This is a genomic window from Pseudomonas sp. NPDC047961 (genome assembly GCF_050272435.1).
Taxonomy (GTDB): Bacteria; Pseudomonadota; Gammaproteobacteria; order Pseudomonadales; family Pseudomonadaceae; genus Stutzerimonas.
This window is the reverse complement of sequence record NZ_JBNNMD010000007.1, coordinates 157226-176634: the sequence shown is the minus strand read 5'-3', so window position 1 is coordinate 176634 and position 19409 is coordinate 157226. Positions and strand designations below refer to the sequence as shown.

16 protein-coding genes and 1 pseudogene are annotated in these 19409 nt (G+C 62.2%); 12 read left to right on the top strand and 5 right to left on the bottom strand.

Annotated features, from left to right (window positions below; genetic code table 11):
• The first annotated feature begins 141 nt into the window (after positions 1–141).
• The 5 genes from dadA to ACQKIK_RS20865 all read left to right on the top strand — a co-directional run bounded on the left by dadA (position 142) and on the right by ACQKIK_RS20865 (position 3679).
• Positions 142–1440 (top strand): D-amino acid dehydrogenase, encoded by a 1299-nt coding sequence (gene dadA, locus ACQKIK_RS20885; protein ID WP_499137323.1) that lies wholly within the window; start codon positions 142–144, stop codon positions 1438–1440.
• On the top strand, positions 1415–1771 hold the full coding sequence (locus ACQKIK_RS20880; RefSeq protein ID WP_499137322.1) for a RidA family protein: 357 nt from the start codon (positions 1415–1417) through the stop codon (positions 1769–1771). Before dadA ends, ACQKIK_RS20880 begins: the two co-directional genes overlap by 26 nt.
• Positions 1772–1881: 110 nt before the next feature.
• Positions 1882–2430: a cupin domain-containing protein gene (locus ACQKIK_RS20875; RefSeq protein ID WP_046162958.1), complete on the top strand. Its 549-nt coding sequence runs from the start codon at positions 1882–1884 to the stop codon at positions 2428–2430.
• 163 nt (positions 2431–2593) lie between these two features.
• The gene (locus tag ACQKIK_RS20870) at positions 2594–3016 is read left to right on the top strand and encodes a c-type cytochrome (RefSeq protein ID WP_046162957.1); all 423 of its coding nucleotides are present in this window, start codon (positions 2594–2596) and stop codon (positions 3014–3016) included.
• Between the two features lie 144 nt (positions 3017–3160).
• On the top strand, positions 3161–3679 hold the full coding sequence (locus tag ACQKIK_RS20865) for a cupin domain-containing protein (protein ID WP_499137321.1): 519 nt from the start codon (positions 3161–3163) through the stop codon (positions 3677–3679).
• Positions 3680–3702: 23 nt separating this feature from the next.
• Here ACQKIK_RS20865 and ACQKIK_RS20860 read toward each other — a convergent pair whose 3' ends face one another.
• The 4 genes from ACQKIK_RS20860 to ACQKIK_RS20845 all read right to left on the bottom strand — a co-directional run bounded on the left by ACQKIK_RS20860 (position 3703) and on the right by ACQKIK_RS20845 (position 8219).
• Entirely contained in the window at positions 3703–4275 is a 573-nt protein-coding gene (locus ACQKIK_RS20860; RefSeq protein WP_045431064.1) for a xanthine phosphoribosyltransferase, read from the bottom strand.
• A 190-nt stretch (positions 4276–4465) separates the two neighbouring features.
• Complete coding sequence (locus tag ACQKIK_RS20855) at positions 4466–5056, bottom strand: 3-keto-disaccharide hydrolase (RefSeq protein ID WP_499137320.1); 591 nt, start codon at positions 5054–5056, stop codon at positions 4466–4468.
• A 5-nt stretch (positions 5057–5061) separates the two neighbouring features.
• The gene (locus tag ACQKIK_RS20850; RefSeq protein ID WP_499137319.1) at positions 5062–6681 is read right to left on the bottom strand and encodes an alpha-amylase family protein; all 1620 of its coding nucleotides are present in this window, start codon (positions 6679–6681) and stop codon (positions 5062–5064) included.
• A gap of 2 nt (positions 6682–6683) precedes the next feature.
• Positions 6684–8219, bottom strand: a complete 1536-nt coding sequence (locus ACQKIK_RS20845; protein ID WP_499137318.1) for an alpha-amylase family glycosyl hydrolase — start codon at positions 8217–8219, stop codon at positions 6684–6686.
• Positions 8220–8394: 175 nt separating this feature from the next.
• On the opposite strand from ACQKIK_RS20845, the gene gap reads away from it, so the two are divergent.
• The 6 genes and pseudogenes from gap (at position 8395) to ACQKIK_RS20815 (ending at position 15416) form a co-directional block, all read left to right on the top strand.
• A complete protein-coding gene (gene gap / locus ACQKIK_RS20840) occupies positions 8395–9414 on the top strand; it encodes a type I glyceraldehyde-3-phosphate dehydrogenase (protein ID WP_499137317.1) in 1020 nt (339 codons plus the stop codon).
• 12 nt (positions 9415–9426) lie between these two features.
• Positions 9427–10026: a cyclodeaminase/cyclohydrolase family protein gene (locus ACQKIK_RS20835; protein WP_499137316.1), complete on the top strand. Its 600-nt coding sequence runs from the start codon at positions 9427–9429 to the stop codon at positions 10024–10026.
• 418 nt (positions 10027–10444) lie between these two features.
• Positions 10445–11611: an iron-containing alcohol dehydrogenase gene (locus ACQKIK_RS20830; protein WP_499137315.1), complete on the top strand. Its 1167-nt coding sequence runs from the start codon at positions 10445–10447 to the stop codon at positions 11609–11611.
• Between the two features lie 3 nt (positions 11612–11614).
• Positions 11615–13117, top strand: coding sequence for a CoA-acylating methylmalonate-semialdehyde dehydrogenase (locus tag ACQKIK_RS20825; protein ID WP_499137314.1), 1503 nt, complete (start codon positions 11615–11617; stop codon positions 13115–13117).
• Between the two features lie 240 nt (positions 13118–13357).
• Positions 13358–14122 (top strand): IclR family transcriptional regulator, encoded by a 765-nt coding sequence (locus tag ACQKIK_RS20820; RefSeq protein ID WP_499137313.1) that lies wholly within the window; start codon positions 13358–13360, stop codon positions 14120–14122.
• A gap of 326 nt (positions 14123–14448) precedes the next feature.
• Positions 14449–15416 (top strand): annotated as a pseudogene (locus ACQKIK_RS20815) (IS110 family RNA-guided transposase).
• A 44-nt stretch (positions 15417–15460) separates the two neighbouring features.
• Here the strand turns inward: ACQKIK_RS20815 and rep are convergent.
• Entirely contained in the window at positions 15461–17470 is a 2010-nt protein-coding gene (rep, locus tag ACQKIK_RS20810) for a DNA helicase Rep (protein WP_499137312.1), read from the bottom strand.
• Positions 17471–17735: 265 nt separating this feature from the next.
• On the opposite strand from rep, the gene ACQKIK_RS20805 reads away from it, so the two are divergent.
• Positions 17736–19376, top strand: coding sequence for a putative bifunctional diguanylate cyclase/phosphodiesterase (locus ACQKIK_RS20805; RefSeq protein WP_127840584.1), 1641 nt, complete (start codon positions 17736–17738; stop codon positions 19374–19376).
• The last annotated feature ends 33 nt before the right edge of the window (positions 19377–19409 follow it).

Below are 19409 nucleotides of genomic sequence, written 5' to 3'. Positions count from 1 at the left end.
ATCGCCTCTATATAAGCGGTTGCAGGCGTGAATAAATCGCAAATATAGCCTGTTATATAGCGAAAACCACTACATGGCGCTTTCTATACTCCGCATTAACAGTGACTCGAAAAAGCCCTGCAGCACGGGTGGGAGACGGCGATGCGTGTTCTGGTAATGGGAAGCGGCGTGATCGGTACCACCAGTGCCTACTATCTAGCGCGGGCTGGCTTCGAGGTCGTGGTGGTTGACCGTCAGCCAGCCGTGGCGATGGAGACGAGCTTCGCCAATGCCGGCCAGGTTTCCCCCGGTTACGCGTCGCCCTGGGCCGCGCCTGGCGTACCCTTGAAGGCCATGAAATGGTTGATGCAACGCCATGCCCCGCTTGCCATCAAGCTCACTGGCGACATTCAGCAATACCTGTGGATGGCGCAGATGTTGCGCAACTGCACGGCAGCGCGCTACGCGGTGAACAAGGAGCGCATGGTGCGGCTGTCCGAATACAGCCGCGATTGCCTTGATGAGCTGCGCGCTGAAACCGGTATCGATTACGAAGGCCGGCAGTGCGGCACGACCCAACTGTTCCGCACCCAGGCACAGCTCGATAACGCCGCCAAGGACATCGCCGTGCTGGATGCTTCCGGCGTGCCCTATGAACTGCTCGATCGCGCCGGTATCGCACACGCCGAGCCGGCGCTGGCGAAGGTATCGGACAAGCTCAGTGGCGCGCTTCGCCTGCCTAATGACCAGACCGGCGATTGCCAGATGTTCACCACCAAGCTCGCCGAAATGGCCCGCGAGCTGGGCGTCGAGTTCCGTTTTAACCAGGACATCCAGCGGCTGCAGTCTGCCGGTGACCAGCTCGAAGGCGTCCGGATCAACGGCAAGCTGGAAAAGGCCGATCGCTACGTGCTGGCGCTGGGCAGCTACAGCCCGCAGATGCTCAAGCCGCTCGGCATCCGCGCGCCGGTGTATCCGCTCAAGGGCTATTCATTGACCGTGCCGATCAGCGACCCCGCGATGGCGCCGGTTTCCACCGTGCTCGACGAGACCTACAAGGTCGCCATTACCCGTTTTGACCAGCGCATCCGGGTGGGCGGCATGGCCGAAATTGCAGGCCATGACCTTTCGCCCAATCCGCGCCGGCGAGAAACGCTGGAAATGGTCGTCGGCGATCTGTTCCCGCAGGGTGGCGATCCGAGTACTGCCGAACTCTGGACCGGCCTGCGCCCGGCCACACCGGATGGAACGCCGATCATTGGCGGCACACGCTATCGCAATCTGCATCTGAACACCGGGCACGGTACCCTGGGCTGGACCATGGCCTGTGGTTCTGGTCGCTTGCTGGCCGACATGCTGGCGAAAAAGCGCACGCAGATCAGTACCGACGGCCTCGATATTTCCCGCTATGGCACCCAAAAGGAATCGCACAAGCATGCCCATACAGCGCCTGCACACTAACGCTCGCATGAGCCAGATCGTCATCCACGGCAACACGGTTTATCTGGCCGGCCAAGTGGGCGAGGACATGAATGCGGGGATCGAACAACAGACCCGTGAGACGCTCGACAATATCGAACGCCTCCTGCGGCAGGCCGGTACCGATGAGCAGCACATCCTTTCGGTGACCATTTACCTGAAGGACATCGATGCCGATTTCGCTGGCATGAATGCGGTCTCGGATCAGTGGCTGCCGGAAGGCGTCGCGCCGGCACGTGCCACGGTGGAGGCCAAGCTTTGCGAGCCCGAGATCCTGGTTGAGCTGTCGGTTGTGGCCGCATTACCAGCGTAGCCCGATCGCCATCCGGGGCGATCTGTCATTTCGTCCCGTTGTGTTGAAAATACTGAACGCCCTCGCCATCATAGCGACCTCAGCAATCGCTCTTATTGGGGGCTCCCGTATTGGACGTTGGCGTTCGACTGCAAACCATCCGCAAACTCAAGGGCCTGTCCCAACGCGAACTCGCCAAACGTGCGGGCGTCACCAACAGCACGATCTCCATGATCGAGAAAAACAGCGTCAGCCCGTCGATCAGTTCGTTGAAGAAGGTGCTGAGCGGGATTCCAATGTCATTGGTCGAGTTTTTTTCGCCTGATTTCGAGCAGGACAGCGACACCCAGGTGGTCTACAAGGCCGGCGAGCTGATCGATATTTCCGACGGCGCGGTGAGCATGAAGCTTGTCGGCAAAGCGCACCCGGGTCGCGCCATCGCATTTCTCGCCGAAACCTATCCGCCTGGCTCCGATACCGGCACCGACATGCTGGCGCACCAGGGCGAAGAGGCTGGCATGCTGGTCGAGGGACGCCTGGAGCTGACGGTGAGCGGCCAAACCTATTTGCTGGAAACAGGCGACAGTTACTACTTCGAGAGCAGCAAGCCGCATCGCTTTCGTAATCCGTTCGACGCGCCGGCCAAGCTGATCAGCGCGACCACGCCGGCCAACTTCTGACCTGTGCGGCTGGGCCAAGTGACGGACGGGTGCCGCTGCGACAAAGCGTCGCTGAGGATGACAGGGCCTTTCGTATTGTTTCGGCGGGCATGGCTTGCCGTTATACTGACCGCCGCTCGCGATACCGTGGCCGCGGGCGTGTCTAGCCACATGAGGGTATAAGGTGAACCTGATTAAGAAGATCCTGGTAGCACAGACTGCCGTATTGGCCCTGTGGGCAGTGAGCGCTCAGGCTGCGACCAACGACGACATCGCCGAGCGCCTCAAGCCGGTGGGCGAAGTTTGTATTCAAGGTGAAGAATGCGCAGCGGCCGGTCCGGCAGCTGCTGCCGCTGGTGGCGGCGCGCTTAGTGGTGAAGAAGTGGTCGGCAAGTTCTGCAACGCCTGCCACGGCACCGGTCTGCTGAACTCGCCGAAGGTCGGCGATACAGCTGCCTGGCAAGCGCGTGCTGATGAGAAGGGTGGTCTCGATGTGCTGTTGGCCAACGCCATCACCGGCATCAACGCCATGCCGCCCAAAGGCACTTGCGCCAGCTGCTCGGATGACGAGCTGATGGCTGCAATCAAGCAGATGTCCGGGCTCTAAGCTTCAACCGGTCAGACAAAGCCGCCTTCGGGCGGCTTTGTCGTGTCTGGCGGGGAGAAAAGCGGCGCTGCATCGGGTCGAAACTTCAAACCCATTCCCGTGGCCTGCACCGACGTCAGGCCTCCGCACGAAGATGAGATGCCCATGCCCAGTTCCGCCCCGCATCCCGAGCAATTGCATTTTTCCAGCGACGGTCGTACGCCGAACAGCTCGCATCCGGTGCTGGTGTACCGGCAGTTGCCGCTGGCTGATAGCGACTATGCCAGTGCGTTCGAGAATCTGTTCAATAGCCACCTGTGGCCGGCCCAATGGCGTGCGGGTGTGTACGACTATCACCACTTTCATTCGACCGCTCATGAGGTGCTCGGCGTTTCGCGGGGGTCGGCGAGGCTGATGCTCGGTGGTGAACAGGGGCAGGAAGTTGAGGTGCGCGCTGGCGACGCGCTGGTGCTGCCGGCCGGCACCGGTCATTGCCAGCTCAGCGCCAGCAATGATTTCGAAGTGGTGGGCGGCTATCCGGTCGAGCAGCAGTACGATCTGCTGCGCCCGGATGAAGCCGGCCATGATGAGGCACAGGCGCGCGCTCAGCGGGTCAGCGTACCGGTGAGCGATCCGGTTGCCGGCACGCAGGGCGCGTTGGTTGATCTGTGGCGTAGGGAATAAGCCGCAGGGAGTGGCGCGGGGCGCTATTCGACGAACACGACCTGGCCGTCGCTGAGGGCGGCCACGCGTGCCAGGGATTCAACCCGGAAGCCCGCTTCTTCCAGTTCCTGCCGGCCGGCCTGGAAGGACTTCTCGATGACAATGCCAAGCCCGGCGATGCTCGCGCCTGCCTGCTGAATGATCGAAATCAGTCCCTTGGCCGCTTTGCCGTTGGCCAGGAAATCGTCGATGACCAACACCCGGTCGTTTGGCGACAGGTGATTGGTGGAAATCGCGATGGTGCTCTCGACCTGCTTGGTGAAGGAGTACACCGAGGCCGTCAACAGGTGATCGGTCAGGGTCAGCGACTGATGCTTACGGGCGAAAATGACCGGCACGCCCAGCTCCAGACCAGCCATGATCGCTGGCGCGATGCCCGAAGCTTCGATGGTGACGATTTTGGTGATCTTCTCGTCGCGGAACCGGCGAGCGAATTCCTGGCCGATCTGCTGCATCAGCACAGGGTCGATCTGATGATTCAGGAAAGCATCGACCTTCAGTACGCGGTCGGAGAGTACGATGCCTTCATTGCGGATCTTCTGTTTCAGCTGTTCCACGAACGCGCTACCTCAAGCGTGAGCGGCCGGGTTTGCCTGACGAATCGGGGTGCTGAAAACCAGTTGGGCGCTGCGCCATAGAAGCGAGCGCCCAGCTCGTTTCGATTCTGCATCCGTCCGTCACTGCTTACCGCGGCCTGGAAAGCCGCGCATTCTCGCTCAATTCTGCTCGCAGGTCCAAGTGGACCGTTCAGTCCGGTGTTTCGATCGACAGGCGGCGGAAACGCGCCGCTTCACCGTGGTGTTGAAGCACCACGTGGCCTTCGAAAGATTGGGCAAAGCGAGGATAGCCACTGAATTTACTCTGGGTGATGCGTTCCCGCAGCGCCGAATCATCGAGCCGGTAGCGCAGCACCCGTTGCCCGTCCAGCCAGTGCTCGACTTCGCCGTTGCGAAGGCTCAACGCCGCTTCGATGAACTGTTCGGGCTCAGTCTGCGTTTCGATATCAGGTCGCAGCAAGCCGTAGAGCGCGCCGTTGCGCGTCGTCGGTTCGCGGCCATCGGGATGGCCGCGGTTATCCAGCAGCTGCATTTCCGGGCCGCTGTGCCAGCTGAGATCAGCACCTTCGTCGACGCAACAGAACACACCGGAATTACCGGCAAAGGGCAGGGCGAATTCGAAGCGCAGGATGAAATCTCCGTAGCGTTGCCGGGATATCAGATCGATGCGCCGCGAACCGGCCACGGCGCAGAGCTCGTCGCCTGCAACACACCAGCAATCGTGAGGAAAGTCGTCTCCATGCCAGGCGCGCCATTGGGTTGCATCGAGCTGGTGGGGCATCTGGATTACCCGAACAGTTGCTGTTTGCGCCGCAGCCAACGGTAGCCGTACGGCCCGAGGCGGATTTTCAGCGGTGAGCCTTCGGGCTGATCGTAGTTGCTGTCGGCGAGCACATCGACCATGTCCTGCAGATCGTCGGCGGTGATTTCCACTGTGGTTTCCTTGTCGGCCAGGTTGACCAGCATAAGCACGCTGGAGCCGTTGTCGTGGCGGATGGCGAAGACCGCTGCATCCTCGACTTCCACCGTCTGCCGCTTGCCGATACCTATTTCACGCAGCCCGACCCGCGTGCGGATCATGTTGCCCGTGCGGGCCATCAGTGAATCGCTGCGCAGGGTCTGGGCGAATACATTGATCTTGTCGTAGGCGAAGGGGCCTTCATCGATCAGCGGCGCCGCCAGCTCGCCGGCGGTGCAGGAAAACCCGGCGTTGGGCTCGTTGGACCACTGCATCGGCGTGCGCACGGCCTGGCGCTCGGGGCGCTCCATGTCGTCGCCCATGCCGATTTCCTCGCCATAGCGGATGATCGGTGTGCCCGGCAGCGAAAACAGCAACGCATGCGTGGCGGCGATTCGGCGTTCATCGCCATCGAGCATCGGCGCGAGCCGCCGCCGAATGCCGCGGTTATACGCGCGCATCTTCGGATCCGGCGCGAAGGTGTCCATCACCTCGTTGCGCTCATCTTCTTTCAGCCGATCCAGGCTCAGCTCGTCATGGTTGCGAATCCACAGTGCGTACTGCGAATGGCTGGGTGGAAGCGGTTGGCTGTTCAAGGCGCGGACCAGCGGCTCGGCCTGTTGCCGGGCCAGCGCCAGGAAGAGGTGGTTGTTGGTCCAGAAATCCAGCAGCAGGGTGACGCGGTCCGCCTCGTCCCCGAAGTACTCGACATACTTTTCCGGGTCGGTGTCGATCTCGCCGAGCAGTACGGTTTCCGGGCGGCGCATGGTGACGAAGTCGCGCATGTGTTCCAGCAGCCAGTAGCCGTTTTTGAGATCCCCGCCGCCGGCCTGGCGCACCATGTGTACCGCAGCGTCGATGCGAAAGCCGGACACACCCAGGCGCAGCCAGAACGACATGATCCGCTCGATTTCGTGAATGACCCGCGGGTTGGCGAGGTCCAAGTCCGGCTCGTGCTTGTAGAACAGGTGGCGGTAGTACTGGCCGGCTTCCTCGTCCCAGGTCCAGATACTGTCTTCGACCGTCGGAAAGATCGGCGCCATCGAAGTGTCCGGCTCATCTGCCCAGATGTAGTAGTCGCGGTACGGCGAATTTCGGTCGCGGCGCGCCTCCTGGAACCATTTGTGCTCGCTGGAGGTGTGTTGCACCAGCAGTTCGATGATCACGTGCAGGCCGAGCTCCTCGGCCTTTTCCAGCAGCGCTACCATGTCAGCCAGATCACCGAATTGCGGGGCGATCTGCAGGTGGTCGGTGACGTCGTAGCCGGCGTCGAGGAACGGCGAAGCGTAGCAGGGCATGATCCAGACGGCGGTGGCACCCAGGCCGCGGATGTAATCCAGTCGTTCGGTGATGCCGCGCAAGTCGCCGCAGCCGTCGCCGTTGCTGTCACGGAAGAGTGCGGGATCGACCTGATAGATCACCGCGTTGCGATACCAGAGTGGACGCATGCTCAGCTCTCCGCCGGGCGCAGGACCAGCGCCTGCCCGGCTGACAAATTGCCATTAAAGGGTTCGCCTTCCCCGACGCCATCGCTGGCGATCTCCACCAGCCAATGGGCGCTTTGGGGGAACGCGTGTGGGTGATCGGCAAAATTGATGCAGACCAGGCGGCAGTCGTCGCCCTGCTGTCGGTGGTAGGCCAGAACATCAGGGTGCGATGGCAGCTCTGCGAAATCGCCGTGGTGCAGCGCCGGGCTGGCCTTGCGCGCGGCGAGCAAGCGCTGGTAGAGCGCAAATATCGAATTCACCGCGCCGGTCTGGCGCTCGGCCGCCAGTTCGTCGGCCTCGGGTGGGAAGGGCAGCCAGGGTGCAGCGCCGTCCCAGCCATGCGGCGGCTCAGCTTGCCAGGGAATCGGCGCCCGGCAACCGTCACGGCCGCCCGGATCGACACGGGTCTCGGCAGTGATCACCGCGTCTTCCAGCCCCAGCTCCTCGCCCTGATAGATGAAGGGCGTACCACGCAAGGTCAGCAGCAGCACTGCGGCGGCACGGGAGGCCTGTTCGGAGCCTTGATAGCGGCTGCGCTGGCGCACGTTGTCGTGGTTGGACAGTACCCAGGTGGGCCAGGCGCCGGCCGGTTGCAGCCAATGCTGCACGTCGCGGATGCAGGTGCGAAACAGCACCGGGTCCCAGGGCGCGTCGAGCGGGTTGAAGTTGAAGGCCAGGTGCAGCTCGTCGCCGGCGCCGTAGTACTGCAGCACGCGCTCGGTGGAGCGGATATTCACCTCGCCCACCAGCATGCGATCGCCGGGGTAGCTGTCGACCAGCTTGCGCAATCCGCGCAGCACTTCGTGGCTGTAGGGCTGGTCGTTGAAGTCCGACAGCGGTTGGCCGGCCTGGCAGCGCGGGTCGTCGACGAAGATCGGATCCTTGCCGGTGCAGTGGATGACGTCGATGCGAAAACCGTCGATGCCGCGATCGAGCCAGAAGCGCAGCACGTCGTGCATCGCTTCCACCACTTCGGGGTTGCGCCAGTTCAGATCCGGCTGCTTGGCGAGGAACAGGTGCAGGTAGTACTGCTGGGTCTGCTCGTCCCAGGTCCAGGCGCTGCCGGCGCCCAGCGCGGCACGCCAGTTGTTGGGCTCGTCACGCCAGATGTACCAGTCGCGCTTCGGGTTGTCCCGCGAGCTGCGCGACTCGACGAACCAGGGGTGTTCATCGGAGGTGTGATTGGGCACGAAATCAAGCAGTACGCGAATGCCGCGGGCGTGGGCTTCGGTGATCAGCCGGTCGATATCGCTCAGCGAACCGAACAGGGGGTCGATGTCGCAGTAATCGCTGATGTCGTAGCCGGCGTCGGCCATCGGCGAGCGGAAGATCGGCGACAGCCACAGTGCGTCGACGCCGAGCTGCTGCAGATGGTCGAGATGCCGCAGTACGCCGTTGAGGTCGCCAATGCCGTCGCCGTTGCTGTCAGCGAAGGACCTTGGATAGATCTGATAAATGGTGGCGCCTTTCCACCAGGGTGCTGGGAATGACTCGCTCATTGCTCGTGGCCCTTCTCCTGAGTGCGGCAAGCCCGGCGTAACGGGCCTGTGAGAGTTACGACTGACGAGCGGTGCCTGGGTTTCCCCGGTTCATTGATCTCCGTCGGACGGTACTGAACGCCACCGCGGATACTCCGACTAACCTTCACCAGCCTCAACGACCCAGGAGAGCACCATGTTGCGAGTTGCTATCAATGGTTATGGCCGTATCGGCCGAGCTGTACTGCGAGCCCTGTTCGAGCGAAACCTGGAAAACCAGATCCATATCGAAGCGATCAACGACCTCAGTGAGCGCTCGGCGATGGCGCATCTGACGCGCTTCGATACCACCTTCGGCCGTTTCCACGGCCAGGTCGATTTGCGCGATGACGTGATGCAGATCCGTGGCCAGTCGATCCGCCTGCTCCAGGAACGCGATCCGACGCAGCTGCCGTGGAAACAGTTAGGTGTCGACGTGGTGCTGGAGTGCTCGGGGAAATTCAAGAAGCGCGACCTGATCGATCAGCACCTGCAGGCCGGTTCCCAGCGGGTGTTCGCCTCGCACCCATTGGACGGCGCTGATCTGACGGTCGTCTACGGCGTCAACCATGAGCTGCTCGACAGCAGCCATCGTGTGATCTCCAATGCCTCCTGCACCACCAATTGCCTGGCGCCGCTGGCCAAGGTGCTACATGAGTCAGTGGGGATCCGCCAGGGCCTGCTGAACACGGTGCACTCCTACACGAATGACCAGAGCCTGCTGGACAAGGCGCACAAGGACCTCTACCGCGCCCGTGCCGCAGCCGAATCGATTATTCCGTCGACCACCGGTGCGGCCAAGGCTATCGGTCTGGTGTTGCCCGAGCTGGCCGGGCGTCTCGACGGGCTGGCGGTTCGGGTGCCGACACCGAACGTGTCGCTGGTCGACCTCACCTTCACCGCCGAGCGTGCACCGGGAAGCGTTGAGGCAATCAACCAGATCCTCCGGGAAGGCGCCCAGAAGATGCCGCTCGGCGTCATGGAGTGCAACGATCTGCCGCTGGTCTCGCGCGACTTCTTCGGCCATCCGACCTCATGCGTTGCCGACCTCAGCCACACGCGCGTACAGGGCGACCTGGTCAAAGTACTGGCTTGGTATGACAACGAATGGGCCTTCTCCAACCGCATGCTCGACGTGCTGCTCCATTGGGGCGACGGTAATGCGCAGGCTAGCTGACGGATCGACCGGATGAGCGATGAGGCGAGCATCTGGACGCAGCGGCTGGTCGATTTCAGGGCGGCTACGGCGGCCAACCAGCCAACGCCCGGTTGCGGTGCGGCCGCCGCTGTCACGGCCGATATCGGGCTTGCGTTGGTACTCAAGGGGCTGCGTATCAGCGAGGCCCACGGGTCCGATCCGACTCGCCGCGCGCTGTTGCAAGCGGCGGAAGCACTGTTGGGCAGGCCCGGCGCGTTCGCGGATGATGATGTCCGGGCTTTTGGGGACTACCTGAACGCTGATCGGGACGGTGAGCCCGAACAGAAGCAGGCCGCGTCTCGTCAGGCCTGTGCCGTGCCGCTGGCTTTGGCACATTGCTGCTTGGAGGCGCTCGAGCTGGCGGTTGATGCCTGGCCATGTACCAAATCGAACGTGCAAAGCGATGCCCAGGCCGGCACCGTGCTCATTCATGCCGGGCTCAGCGCAGCCTTGATCAACGTGGATGCGGATATGGCAAGTCTCGAAGACGCTGCCAGCCGCGATCAGGTTGCGCAAGCTCGAACGCGCTTACAGGCTGAGGGCGACGGCCTGTTGCAGCGTCTGCTTGGTCAGGCGCTGTCCCGTTCTTAGTGCAGCTGATCGCCAGCAAGCTGGCTCCTACGAAAAGCCCGCGTCGTCAGCCGCTCGTGGTCTGTAGGTGTCTCCGAGCTGACGATCTCACCAACAATGAAAAGCTAGGGTTCAGTGCGGCTGCGGCATAACAAACCCCACATTCCTGTAGGAGCCAGCTTGCTGGCGATCCGGGCCTGCCCCTCGTCACGTTCATCAAGTATCCATACGGATCTGGCCACCAGCTCCTCCGATAACGAGAATAAACGTCTCGTTTTAGCTTGACGCTTGCGGTCATTGTTTCTAGTCTCCAGGCCACCTGAGACGAACTTTCTCAATCGAGACCTGAAGTTTTCTCATGCAATCCGTTCACATAGCGCCTCATCTGGCTGGCCTTTCGACCTGTCCGAGCGCAGCGCGAACCCTATCGGAGAAGCCAATGAGCCATCGCATCGTCCTGCCGCGCCTGATGGAAGTCGGCGCCGGCGCCAGTCAGCAGATCGTCTCCGTGCTGCATAACCTTGGTTGCAAACGACCACTGATCGTGACCGACCGGATGATGGTCGAGCTGGGCTATGTCGCCCGGATCAGCGAGATCCTGGCCAACGCGGATATTCCCAGCGACTGCTTTGCCGACACGCTGCCGGAGCCGACTGCGGCATCGATTCGTGCCGGCGTCGAGATGGTGCGTCAGGGTGATTACGATTCGATCATCGCCCTCGGTGGCGGCAGCCCCATCGATTCGGCCAAGGCCATCGGCATCCTTGGCAAATTCGGCGGCGAAATACGCGATTACCGCTTCCCGCGTGATGTCAGCGAGGCGGGCCTGCCACTGATTGCCGTCCCAACCACGGCGGGCACCGGCTCAGAAGCGACCCGTTTCACCATCATCACTGACGAAACCAGCGACGAGAAACTGCTCTGCGCCGGCCTCGGCTTCATGCCGGTCGCCGCGCTGATCGATTACGAGCTGACCCTGTCGCTGCCGCCTCGGGTTACTGCCGATACCGGCATCGACGCGCTGACTCATGCCATCGAGGCTTACGTCAGCCGCAAGGCCAGCCTCTACAGCGATGCCCAGGCCCTGCAGGCCATGCGCTTGCTGGCGCCGAATCTGCGTGCGGCCTATCACGAGCCGAGCAACCGCCAGACCCGCGAGGCAATGATGTTGGGTGCGACCCTGGCTGGCATTGCCTTCTCAAATGCATCGGTGGCGCTGGTCCACGGCATGAGCCGGCCCATCGGGGCGTTTTTCCATGTGCCGCACGGGCTGTCCAACGCCATGCTGCTGCCGGCGATCACGGCGTTTTCGATTCCCGCCGCACCGGAGCGTTATGCCGACTGCGCGCGTGCCATGGGCGTGGCGGACGAGGGCGACAGCGTCGAGGCAGCCAACGACAAACTGCTGACCGAACTGCGCGCAATCAACAAGGAACTGCAGGTGCCCAGCCCCGAGCAGTTCGGCATCACCCGCGAGCGCTTCTTCGAACTGCGCCAAACCATGGCAAAGCAGGCGCTGGCCTCGGGTTCGCCCGGCAACAACCCGCGGGTGCCCACCGAAGCTGAAATCATCGACCTCTACGAAACCGTCTGGAACCAGGAGTGACCCATGCAGACCCTCGGTAACCTGATCAACAACGAGGCGGTCGCTGGCCGTTCCGAACGCCATTCGACCGTTTACAACCCCGCTACCGGTGAGCCACGTCTTTACGTCTCGCTGTCCTCGGCCGACGAAACCCGTGAAGCCATCGCTGCCGCCCAAGCCGCGTTCGAAGGCTGGTCGAAGACGCCGCCGCTGGTCCGTGCTCGCGTCATGTTTCGCTTCAAGGCGCTGCTCGAAGAACGTCGTGACGACGTCGCCCGGCTGATCTCGCTGGAGCACGGCAAGGTGTTCTCCGATGCCCAGGGCGAAGTCACCCGCGGCCTCGAAGTGGTGGAGTTCGCCTGTGGCATTCCGCACCTGCTCAAGGGCGAGTTCTCGCCCAACGTCGGCCGCGATATCGATTCGAACTCGCTGATGCAGCCGCTGGGCGTCTGTGTCGGCATCACGCCGTTCAACTTCCCGGCCATGGTGCCGCTGTGGATGCTGCCGGTGGCCATCGCCTGCGGTAACACCTTCGTCCTCAAGCCGTCGGAGAAGGATCCGAGCGCAACCATGCTGCTCGGTGAATTGCTGGCCGAAGCCGGGCTGCCCGCAGGCGTGCTGAATATCGTCAATGGCGACAAGGAGGCCGTGGACGTGCTGCTGACCGATGAGCGTGTGCAATCGGTGAGCTTCGTCGGCTCGACGCCTATCGCCGAGTACATCTACAGCACTGCGTCAGCGCACGGTAAGCGCTGCCAGGCCCTGGGTGGCGCTAAGAACCACATGGTGATCATGCCCGACGCCGATCCGCAGCAAGTGGTTGGCTCGCTGATGGGCGCCGCGTATGGCTCGGCCGGCGAGCGCTGCATGGCGATTTCAGTGGCAGTCTGTGTGGGTGACGAGGTGGCTGACAATCTGGTCGAGATGCTCAAAGGCGAAATCAGCCAGATGCGCACCGGCCCGGGCACGGGCGTCGAACCCGAGCCGCACATGGGGCCGCTGGTCACCCGCGAGCATCAGCAGAAGGTGTCCGGCTATATCGATCTGGGTGTGGAGGAGGGCGCCACGCTGGTCTGCGACGGGCGTGGGTTGAAGGTCGAGGGTTACGAGAACGGCTTTTATGTCGGCCCGACACTGTTCGACCGGGTGACACCGCAGATGCGTATCTACCAGGAAGAGATCTTCGGTCCGGTGCTGGCGGTCGTGCGGGTAAAAACCTTCGATGAAGCGTTGAAGCTGGTCAATGACCACGAGTTCGGCAACGGCACCTCGATCTTCACTCGTGACGGCGACACCGCGCGACAGTACGAGGAAGAGGTCAAGGTGGGTATGGTCGGCGTCAACGTGCCAATCCCAGTGCCGATGGCCTTCCATTGCTTCGGTGGCTGGAAGCGCTCGATCTTCGGCCCGCTGAACATGCACGGTCCGGACGGCGTGCGCTTCTTCACCCGAATGAAGACCGTGACCCGGCGCTGGCCGACCGGTATCCGTGCGGGCGCGGATTTCTCGATGCCGACTATGAAGTAGACATCGCGGCGTCGTAGGGTGGGCTTCAGCCCACCGATCGGCAGCGGCAAGGCGTAACTGCTGACGAAGCGTGCTCGTTCTGATTCGCGTGCCGACGCGCATGGTTTTTGCGGCTGGTGGGCTGAAGCCCACCCTACCGATTACGCTGCGGGCCCCGCGCTCCGCGCTGGTCCGCGATCTATCCTTTAGACTTTGCCGCGCTTCGGGCGGCCGTTTTCTTCTACTGCAACGGGATTGACCATGCGCAGTACCCCCCGTGAAAAAGGTTCATCCATTACCCGCGTGCTCGAGATCATCGAAGCCGTAGCCAGCGCCGCGGAGCCGCTGACCCCCAGTGCATTGGCGGACAAGCTGGACATCCCCAAGCCGAGCGCCCACCGCCTGGTGCAGACACTGGAGAAGGAGGGCTTTCTGCAGTTCGGCCTCAAGGGAGGCTTGCTGCCGGGCGATCGGCTGCATGCGACGGCGGTGAATATCCTTGGCAGCGGCCGCCACAAGGCGTTGCGCCAGGCGCTCCTGCGGCAGTTGTCCGATGAGGTCGGGGAAACCTGCGGCTTGTCGGTGCCGGATGGCCTGGACATGCTGTATTTCGATCGCGTGCAGACCAACTGGCCGCTGCAGATCAACCTGCCCATCGGCAGTCATACGCCGCTCTGGTGCACGGCCAGCGGCAAGCTTTACCTCGCCTCGCTGCCGGACGACCAGCTGGAGCGCATCCTGCCCAGGCTGCCGATCCGGCAGATGGCGCGCAACACGGTCACCGATCTGAGTGCCTTGCGTGACGACCTGGTGCGGATACGTGAAGAGGATCTGGCCACCGATTCGGAGGAGTTCATCGACGGCATGGTCGCCTGCGCCGTGCCGGTGCGCGATGGCCGCGGCGAGCTAAGCGCCTGCCTGTTCACCCATGCGCCGGTGATTCGCTGCTCGATGGAGTCGCTGCTGGCGTTCGTGCCGCGCCTGCGTGTGGCGGCCGGGGAACTGGAGGCGATTGTCAGCGGCTGAGCTGCCGTATGGTGGACGTCGCTTCTTAGATCCACCGTGACGTACCGGGGGAGCGCCACCCGGCGGATCGGTGTAGCGAGATCCACCCTTGTATCTCGACTACCACGCTATGTTGGGGTGATAGTTCCCGACTGATCATCGGGGGAAGGTCAGAAAGCCGTATCCACCCTTTGGCTTTGAGCCTGCGACGTAGATAGCGCTGCGGCCTTCCATACTCACTCTTACAGCTCGAACGGTATCCAGAGCCCGCCTCCGGCGAGAGCTCGCATCAGCAAGGTAGAGCTGAGTGAAGTGTTGATCTTTCTGAACCAGCAGGAGGAGTTCTTATGCCCAGCGTCATCGGCATCGATATCGCCAAACGCACGTTCGACATCGCCACCCAGCAGCCCAATGGCAAGTACCGCACCAAGGCCAAATTGCCAAACGAGGTGGCCGGTTTCGAAGTGCTCCAGCAGTGGCTGCTCAAGCACGCCAATGCCCAAGCCTGGATCGTGATGGAAGCGACCGGCGCTTACCATGAAGCGCTCGCGACCTGGCTTCACGATAAAGACTATCAGGTCTGCGTGCTCAATCCTGCACAGGTCGCCTATTACGCTCGAAGCCAGCTCCAGCGCGTAAAGACCGACAAAGTCGACGCCAAACTCATCGCTGAGTATGGCGAGCGGCACCAGAGCGATCTGCGGGCCTGGCAGCCTGAGCCTCCCGCCGTCCGGCGCTTGAAAGCATTAGTGCGGCGCTTGGAGGATCTGCAGGAGATCCAACAAATGGAACGCAACCGCCTGGATCTGGCCGACGCTAGTGTGCAGGCTTCAATCTACTCAGTGCTGCACCATGTCGAGCGGCAGATCGGAGAGACGCTCCGTGCGATCCGAGACCACATCGATGATGACCCGGACCTGCGCAACAAACGCGACCTGCTGACCAGCATTGATGTGATGGCATCGGCGATCGTTCCGCAGCCCTGTTGCTGGCTGAGCTGGGCGATCCGTTACGCTTCGCCAGCTCACGCGCGATCACCGCTTATGCCGGGTTGAACCCCCGCCTTCAGGAGTCTGGCTCCTACAAAGGCCAGACGCGCATATCCCGCACAGGATCGTCTCGCTTGAGGGCTGGGCTCTACATGCCGGCGGTCTGCTCGCTCACACACAACCCGGCCATTAGTGCTCTACGCGAGCGTCTGAGTGCAAAAGGAAAATCCGGAAAACAAATCGTCTGTGCAGCGATGCGCAAGCTGCCGCACATCGCCTATGGGGTACTTAAATCGGGCCAGCGTTTCGTGGCCCTTGCTCGGTAATGGGGAAGACGGTATCTACGTTTGCTTGAGTCGTGCAGGCGCTGCTACTTCTTCAACATCGCCCGCATCGCCGCCAGCGCGTCGTTGCCGCGGGCGGCTTTCACCTCCACCGGCGCGTCTTCCTGGCCTTCCCACTCCAGATCTTCCTGGGGCAGCTCGTCGAGGAAGCGGCTGGGCATGCACTCGATAATCTCCCCGTACTGCTTGCGCTTGGCGGCAAAGGTCATGGCCAGGTTCTGCCGCGCGCGGGTGATGCCAACGTAGGCCAGACGGCGCTCTTCCTCGATGGTGTCGGCTTCGATGCTGGAGCGGTGCGGGAGGATTTCTTCCTCCATGCCAAGGATGAAGACATAGGGGAACTCAAGTCCTTTGGACGCGTGCAGGGTCATCATCTGCACGCCGTCAGCGCCTTCTTCCTCTTCCTGCTGACGTTCGAGCATGTCGCGCAGTACCAGTTTGGCGATGGCTTCCTCGATGGTCATCTCGCCTTCTTCGTCTTTCTCCAGCGTGTTTTTTAGCGCATCGATGAGGAACCAGACGTTGCCCATGCGGAAGTCGGCTGCCTTGTCGCTGGAGGTCTGCTGGCGCACCCAGGTCTCGTAGTCGATATCCATGACCATGCTGCGTAGCGCGGCGATCGGGTCGTTCTGCGCGCACTGCATGCGCAGGTTGTCCATGTAGCGCTTGAAGCGTGACAGGCGATCAGTGAAGCGGCTGTCCAGATGCTCGCCCAGCCCCATCTCGTCGCAGGCGGTATACATGGAAATCTTGCGCGCGGTGGCGTAGTTGCCGAGCTTCTCCAGGGTGGTCGAGCCGATTTCCCGGCGCGGCACGTTGATCACGCGAAGGAAGGCATTGTCGTCGTCCGGATTGACCAGCAAGCGGAAGTAGCTCATCAGGTCCTTTACTTCCTGGCGGGCAAAGAAGCTGGTGCCGCCGGACAGACGATAGGGGATCTGGTGGTGCTGCAGCTTCAGTTCGATCAGCTTGGCCTGGTAGTTGCCGCGATAGAGGATGGCGAAATCGCTGTAGGGCCGCTGGGTCTTCAGGTGCAGGGTGAGGATTTCCATGGCCACGCGCTCGGCCTCGGCTTCCTCGTTGCGGCAGCGAATCACTCGGATCGCGTCGCCATGACCCATCTCCGACCACAGCTGTTTCTCGAAGGCGTGCGGGTTGTTGGCGATCAGCACGTTGGCGCACTTGAGGATGCGGCTGGTGGAGCGGTAGTTCTGCTCGAGCATCACCACCTTCAGCGAGGGAAAGTCGTCCTTCAGCTGCATCAGGTTTTCCGGCCGTGCGCCGCGCCAGGCATAGATCGACTGGTCGTCGTCGCCCACCACGGTGAAATGCGCGCGCTCCTGCACCAGCAACTTCACCAGCAGGTACTGACTGGCGTTGGTGTCCTGGTATTCGTCGACCAGCATGTAGCGGACCTTGTTGCGCCACTTCTCCAGCACCTCGGGGTGGTTCTGGAACAGCTTGACCGGCTGCATGATGAGGTCGTCGAAATCCACCGCGTTGTACGCCTTGAGCGTGCGCTGATAGTGCGTATAGACGATGGCGGCGGTTTGTTCCTTCGGATTGCGCGCGTTGGCCAGCGCTTCTTCGGGAATGATCAGGTCATTCTTCCAGCTGCCGATGTAGCCCTTGATCTCGTCCACGCCGTCGTCGCCGGCGTATTCCTTCTGCATGATGTCGGTCAGCAGCGCCTTGATGTCACCCTCGTCGAAGATTGAAAAGCCGGGCTTGTAGCCCAACTTGGCGTATTCCTTGCGAATGATGTTCAGACCGAGGTTATGGAAGGTCGAAACCGTCAGGCCGCGGCCTTCTCCGCCGCGTAGCAGGCTGCTGACGCGCTCCTTCATCTCGCGGGCGGCCTTGTTGGTGAAGGTCACGGCGACGATGTACTGAGCGCGAATGCCACATTGCTGGATCAGGTAGGCGATCTTGCGAGTGATCACGCTGGTCTTGCCGGAGCCGGCGCCGGCGAGCACCAGCATGGGGCCGCCGACGTAGTTCACGGCTTCCTGCTGCCGGGGATTGAGTCGGGACATCGTCGTTTGGTCTATCGAAACGGGGGCGAGAGTTTAGCAGGGCTATGGCTGTTAATTGGTGCTGTCGACCGGCTGCGGCTACCGGTCGTCGCCAGCGAGGCTGGGTTATCCATTGCAATGCTCTAGTCTATGCGCCGCGGCGCCCGCTTTAGGCTGCTCAGCTTGCCGCCCCGCTTCACACAGGGAGGTGTATCCGTCGAGGTGGTATTGCCACCTTCTGCTCCGTACGAACCGGGGAAACACCGTGACATCTTCTATACAACCCATGCGTCTGGTTCTGCTGGCCGATGTGCCCACGTGGACCGAAGAGCTTCAGGTTGCCCTGTCGTCCGTGCGCGGCCGCCATCGGCTGAGCGTGGCTGAAGACTGGTCGGCCGCCATTGATCTGCTTGCCGAGTCCGGTCACGCTTTGTTGATTGCCACGCCGGGCTGTCGCCCCGCCTCGGCGCACTTCCCCTGGCCTACCGTTCTGTTGCTCGAAGACGAACCCGCGGAGCTGCCGGAAGGTGTCATCGACTGGCTTCCCGGTCCCCGTTTGAGTACCGACATGCTGCGGCGTTGTGTGCGCTATGCCCGCGAACGGTGCAACTTGGAGGGCGCCCTGCAAAGGCTGGCTGTGCAGGACCCGCTGACTGGCATTGCCAATCGTCAAGGGTTTCAGGCATTGCTTGCATCGCGCCTGGCCGAGCACGAAGGAGAAGGACTGACGCTTGGGTGCCTGGATCTGGATAACTTTCGCCGGGTCAACGATGCCCTGGGGCATCAGGCTGGCGACCGTCTGATTCTGCAAGTCGTGGCGCGCCTGAAGGCACAGCTGGAGGTGGGTGACACCCTGGCCCGCCTGGGTGGCGACGAGTTTGCATTGTTGCTCGACACCGAGCGGCAGCCTGATCGCGCTGATCGGATCGCTGACCGTATTGTCGAGGCACTGGCCGAGCCCTACTGGATTGACGGCGACACCCTGATGCTCGGCTGCAGTCTTGGGCTGGCGAATGCGAAGGCCGATACGGACCCCGACCAACTGCTCTGGCTGGCGCAGGTGGCCATGCGCCAAGCCAAGGCGAGTCAAGGTTGTTCCTGGTATCTCTACAACGAGCGGGTCAACCGAAGCGCCAGTCACCTTGCTGATCTGGAAGGCGAGTTGCGCCGGGCGCTGCGGCGCGATGACCTTGAGCTGCACTATCAGCCGCGACTCTGCATCGACACCGGCCGCATCGTCGGTATGGAGGCGCTGGTGCGCTGGCCGCACGCCGAGCGTGGTCTTCTCGGGCCAGACGAATTTATCCCCATGGCCGAAGAAAGCGGCTTGATTGTGCCGCTCGGCTACTGGGTGATCGCGCGGGCGCTGCGCGACATGCAAAGCCTTCGCGAAAGCGGTGCTGGCGAGCTGCATATGGCCGTCAACCTGTCGTTCCGCCAGTTTCAGGACAGCCAGTTGCTGGCAACCCTGAAGCGGCTGATCGAGGAGCGCGGCGTGGATCCGCATTGGCTGGAGTTCGAACTCACTGAAACCGCAGTGATGCGCCGCAGCGATCAGGTTCGCGGCACCATGAACGCTCTGGCAGCGCTAGGTGTGCGCTTCTCGCTGGATGATTTCGGTACCGGTTTCTCCTCGTTCGTACACCTGAGTCGACTGCCGATCAGTCTGCTCAAGATCGACAAGAGTTTTGTCGGTCAGATGGCAGCGCGCCCGCAGAATGGGCGACTGGTGCGCGCGATGATCAGCCTCGCGCATGACCTGGGTCTGGAGGTGGTAGCCGAAGGGGTGGAGGGCGCCGCTCAGCTCGGTCAGCTGCGTCGCTTCGGAGCCGATCAGGTTCAAGGCTATCTGATCAGCAAGCCGCTGCCGCTTGCGGAGCTCAGGCCCTTTCTCAATCGTGGCCGGACGGCCGAAGCCAGTTGCTGAAGCGAAGCGCCGGGCTTAGAGCCCGGCGCGTTG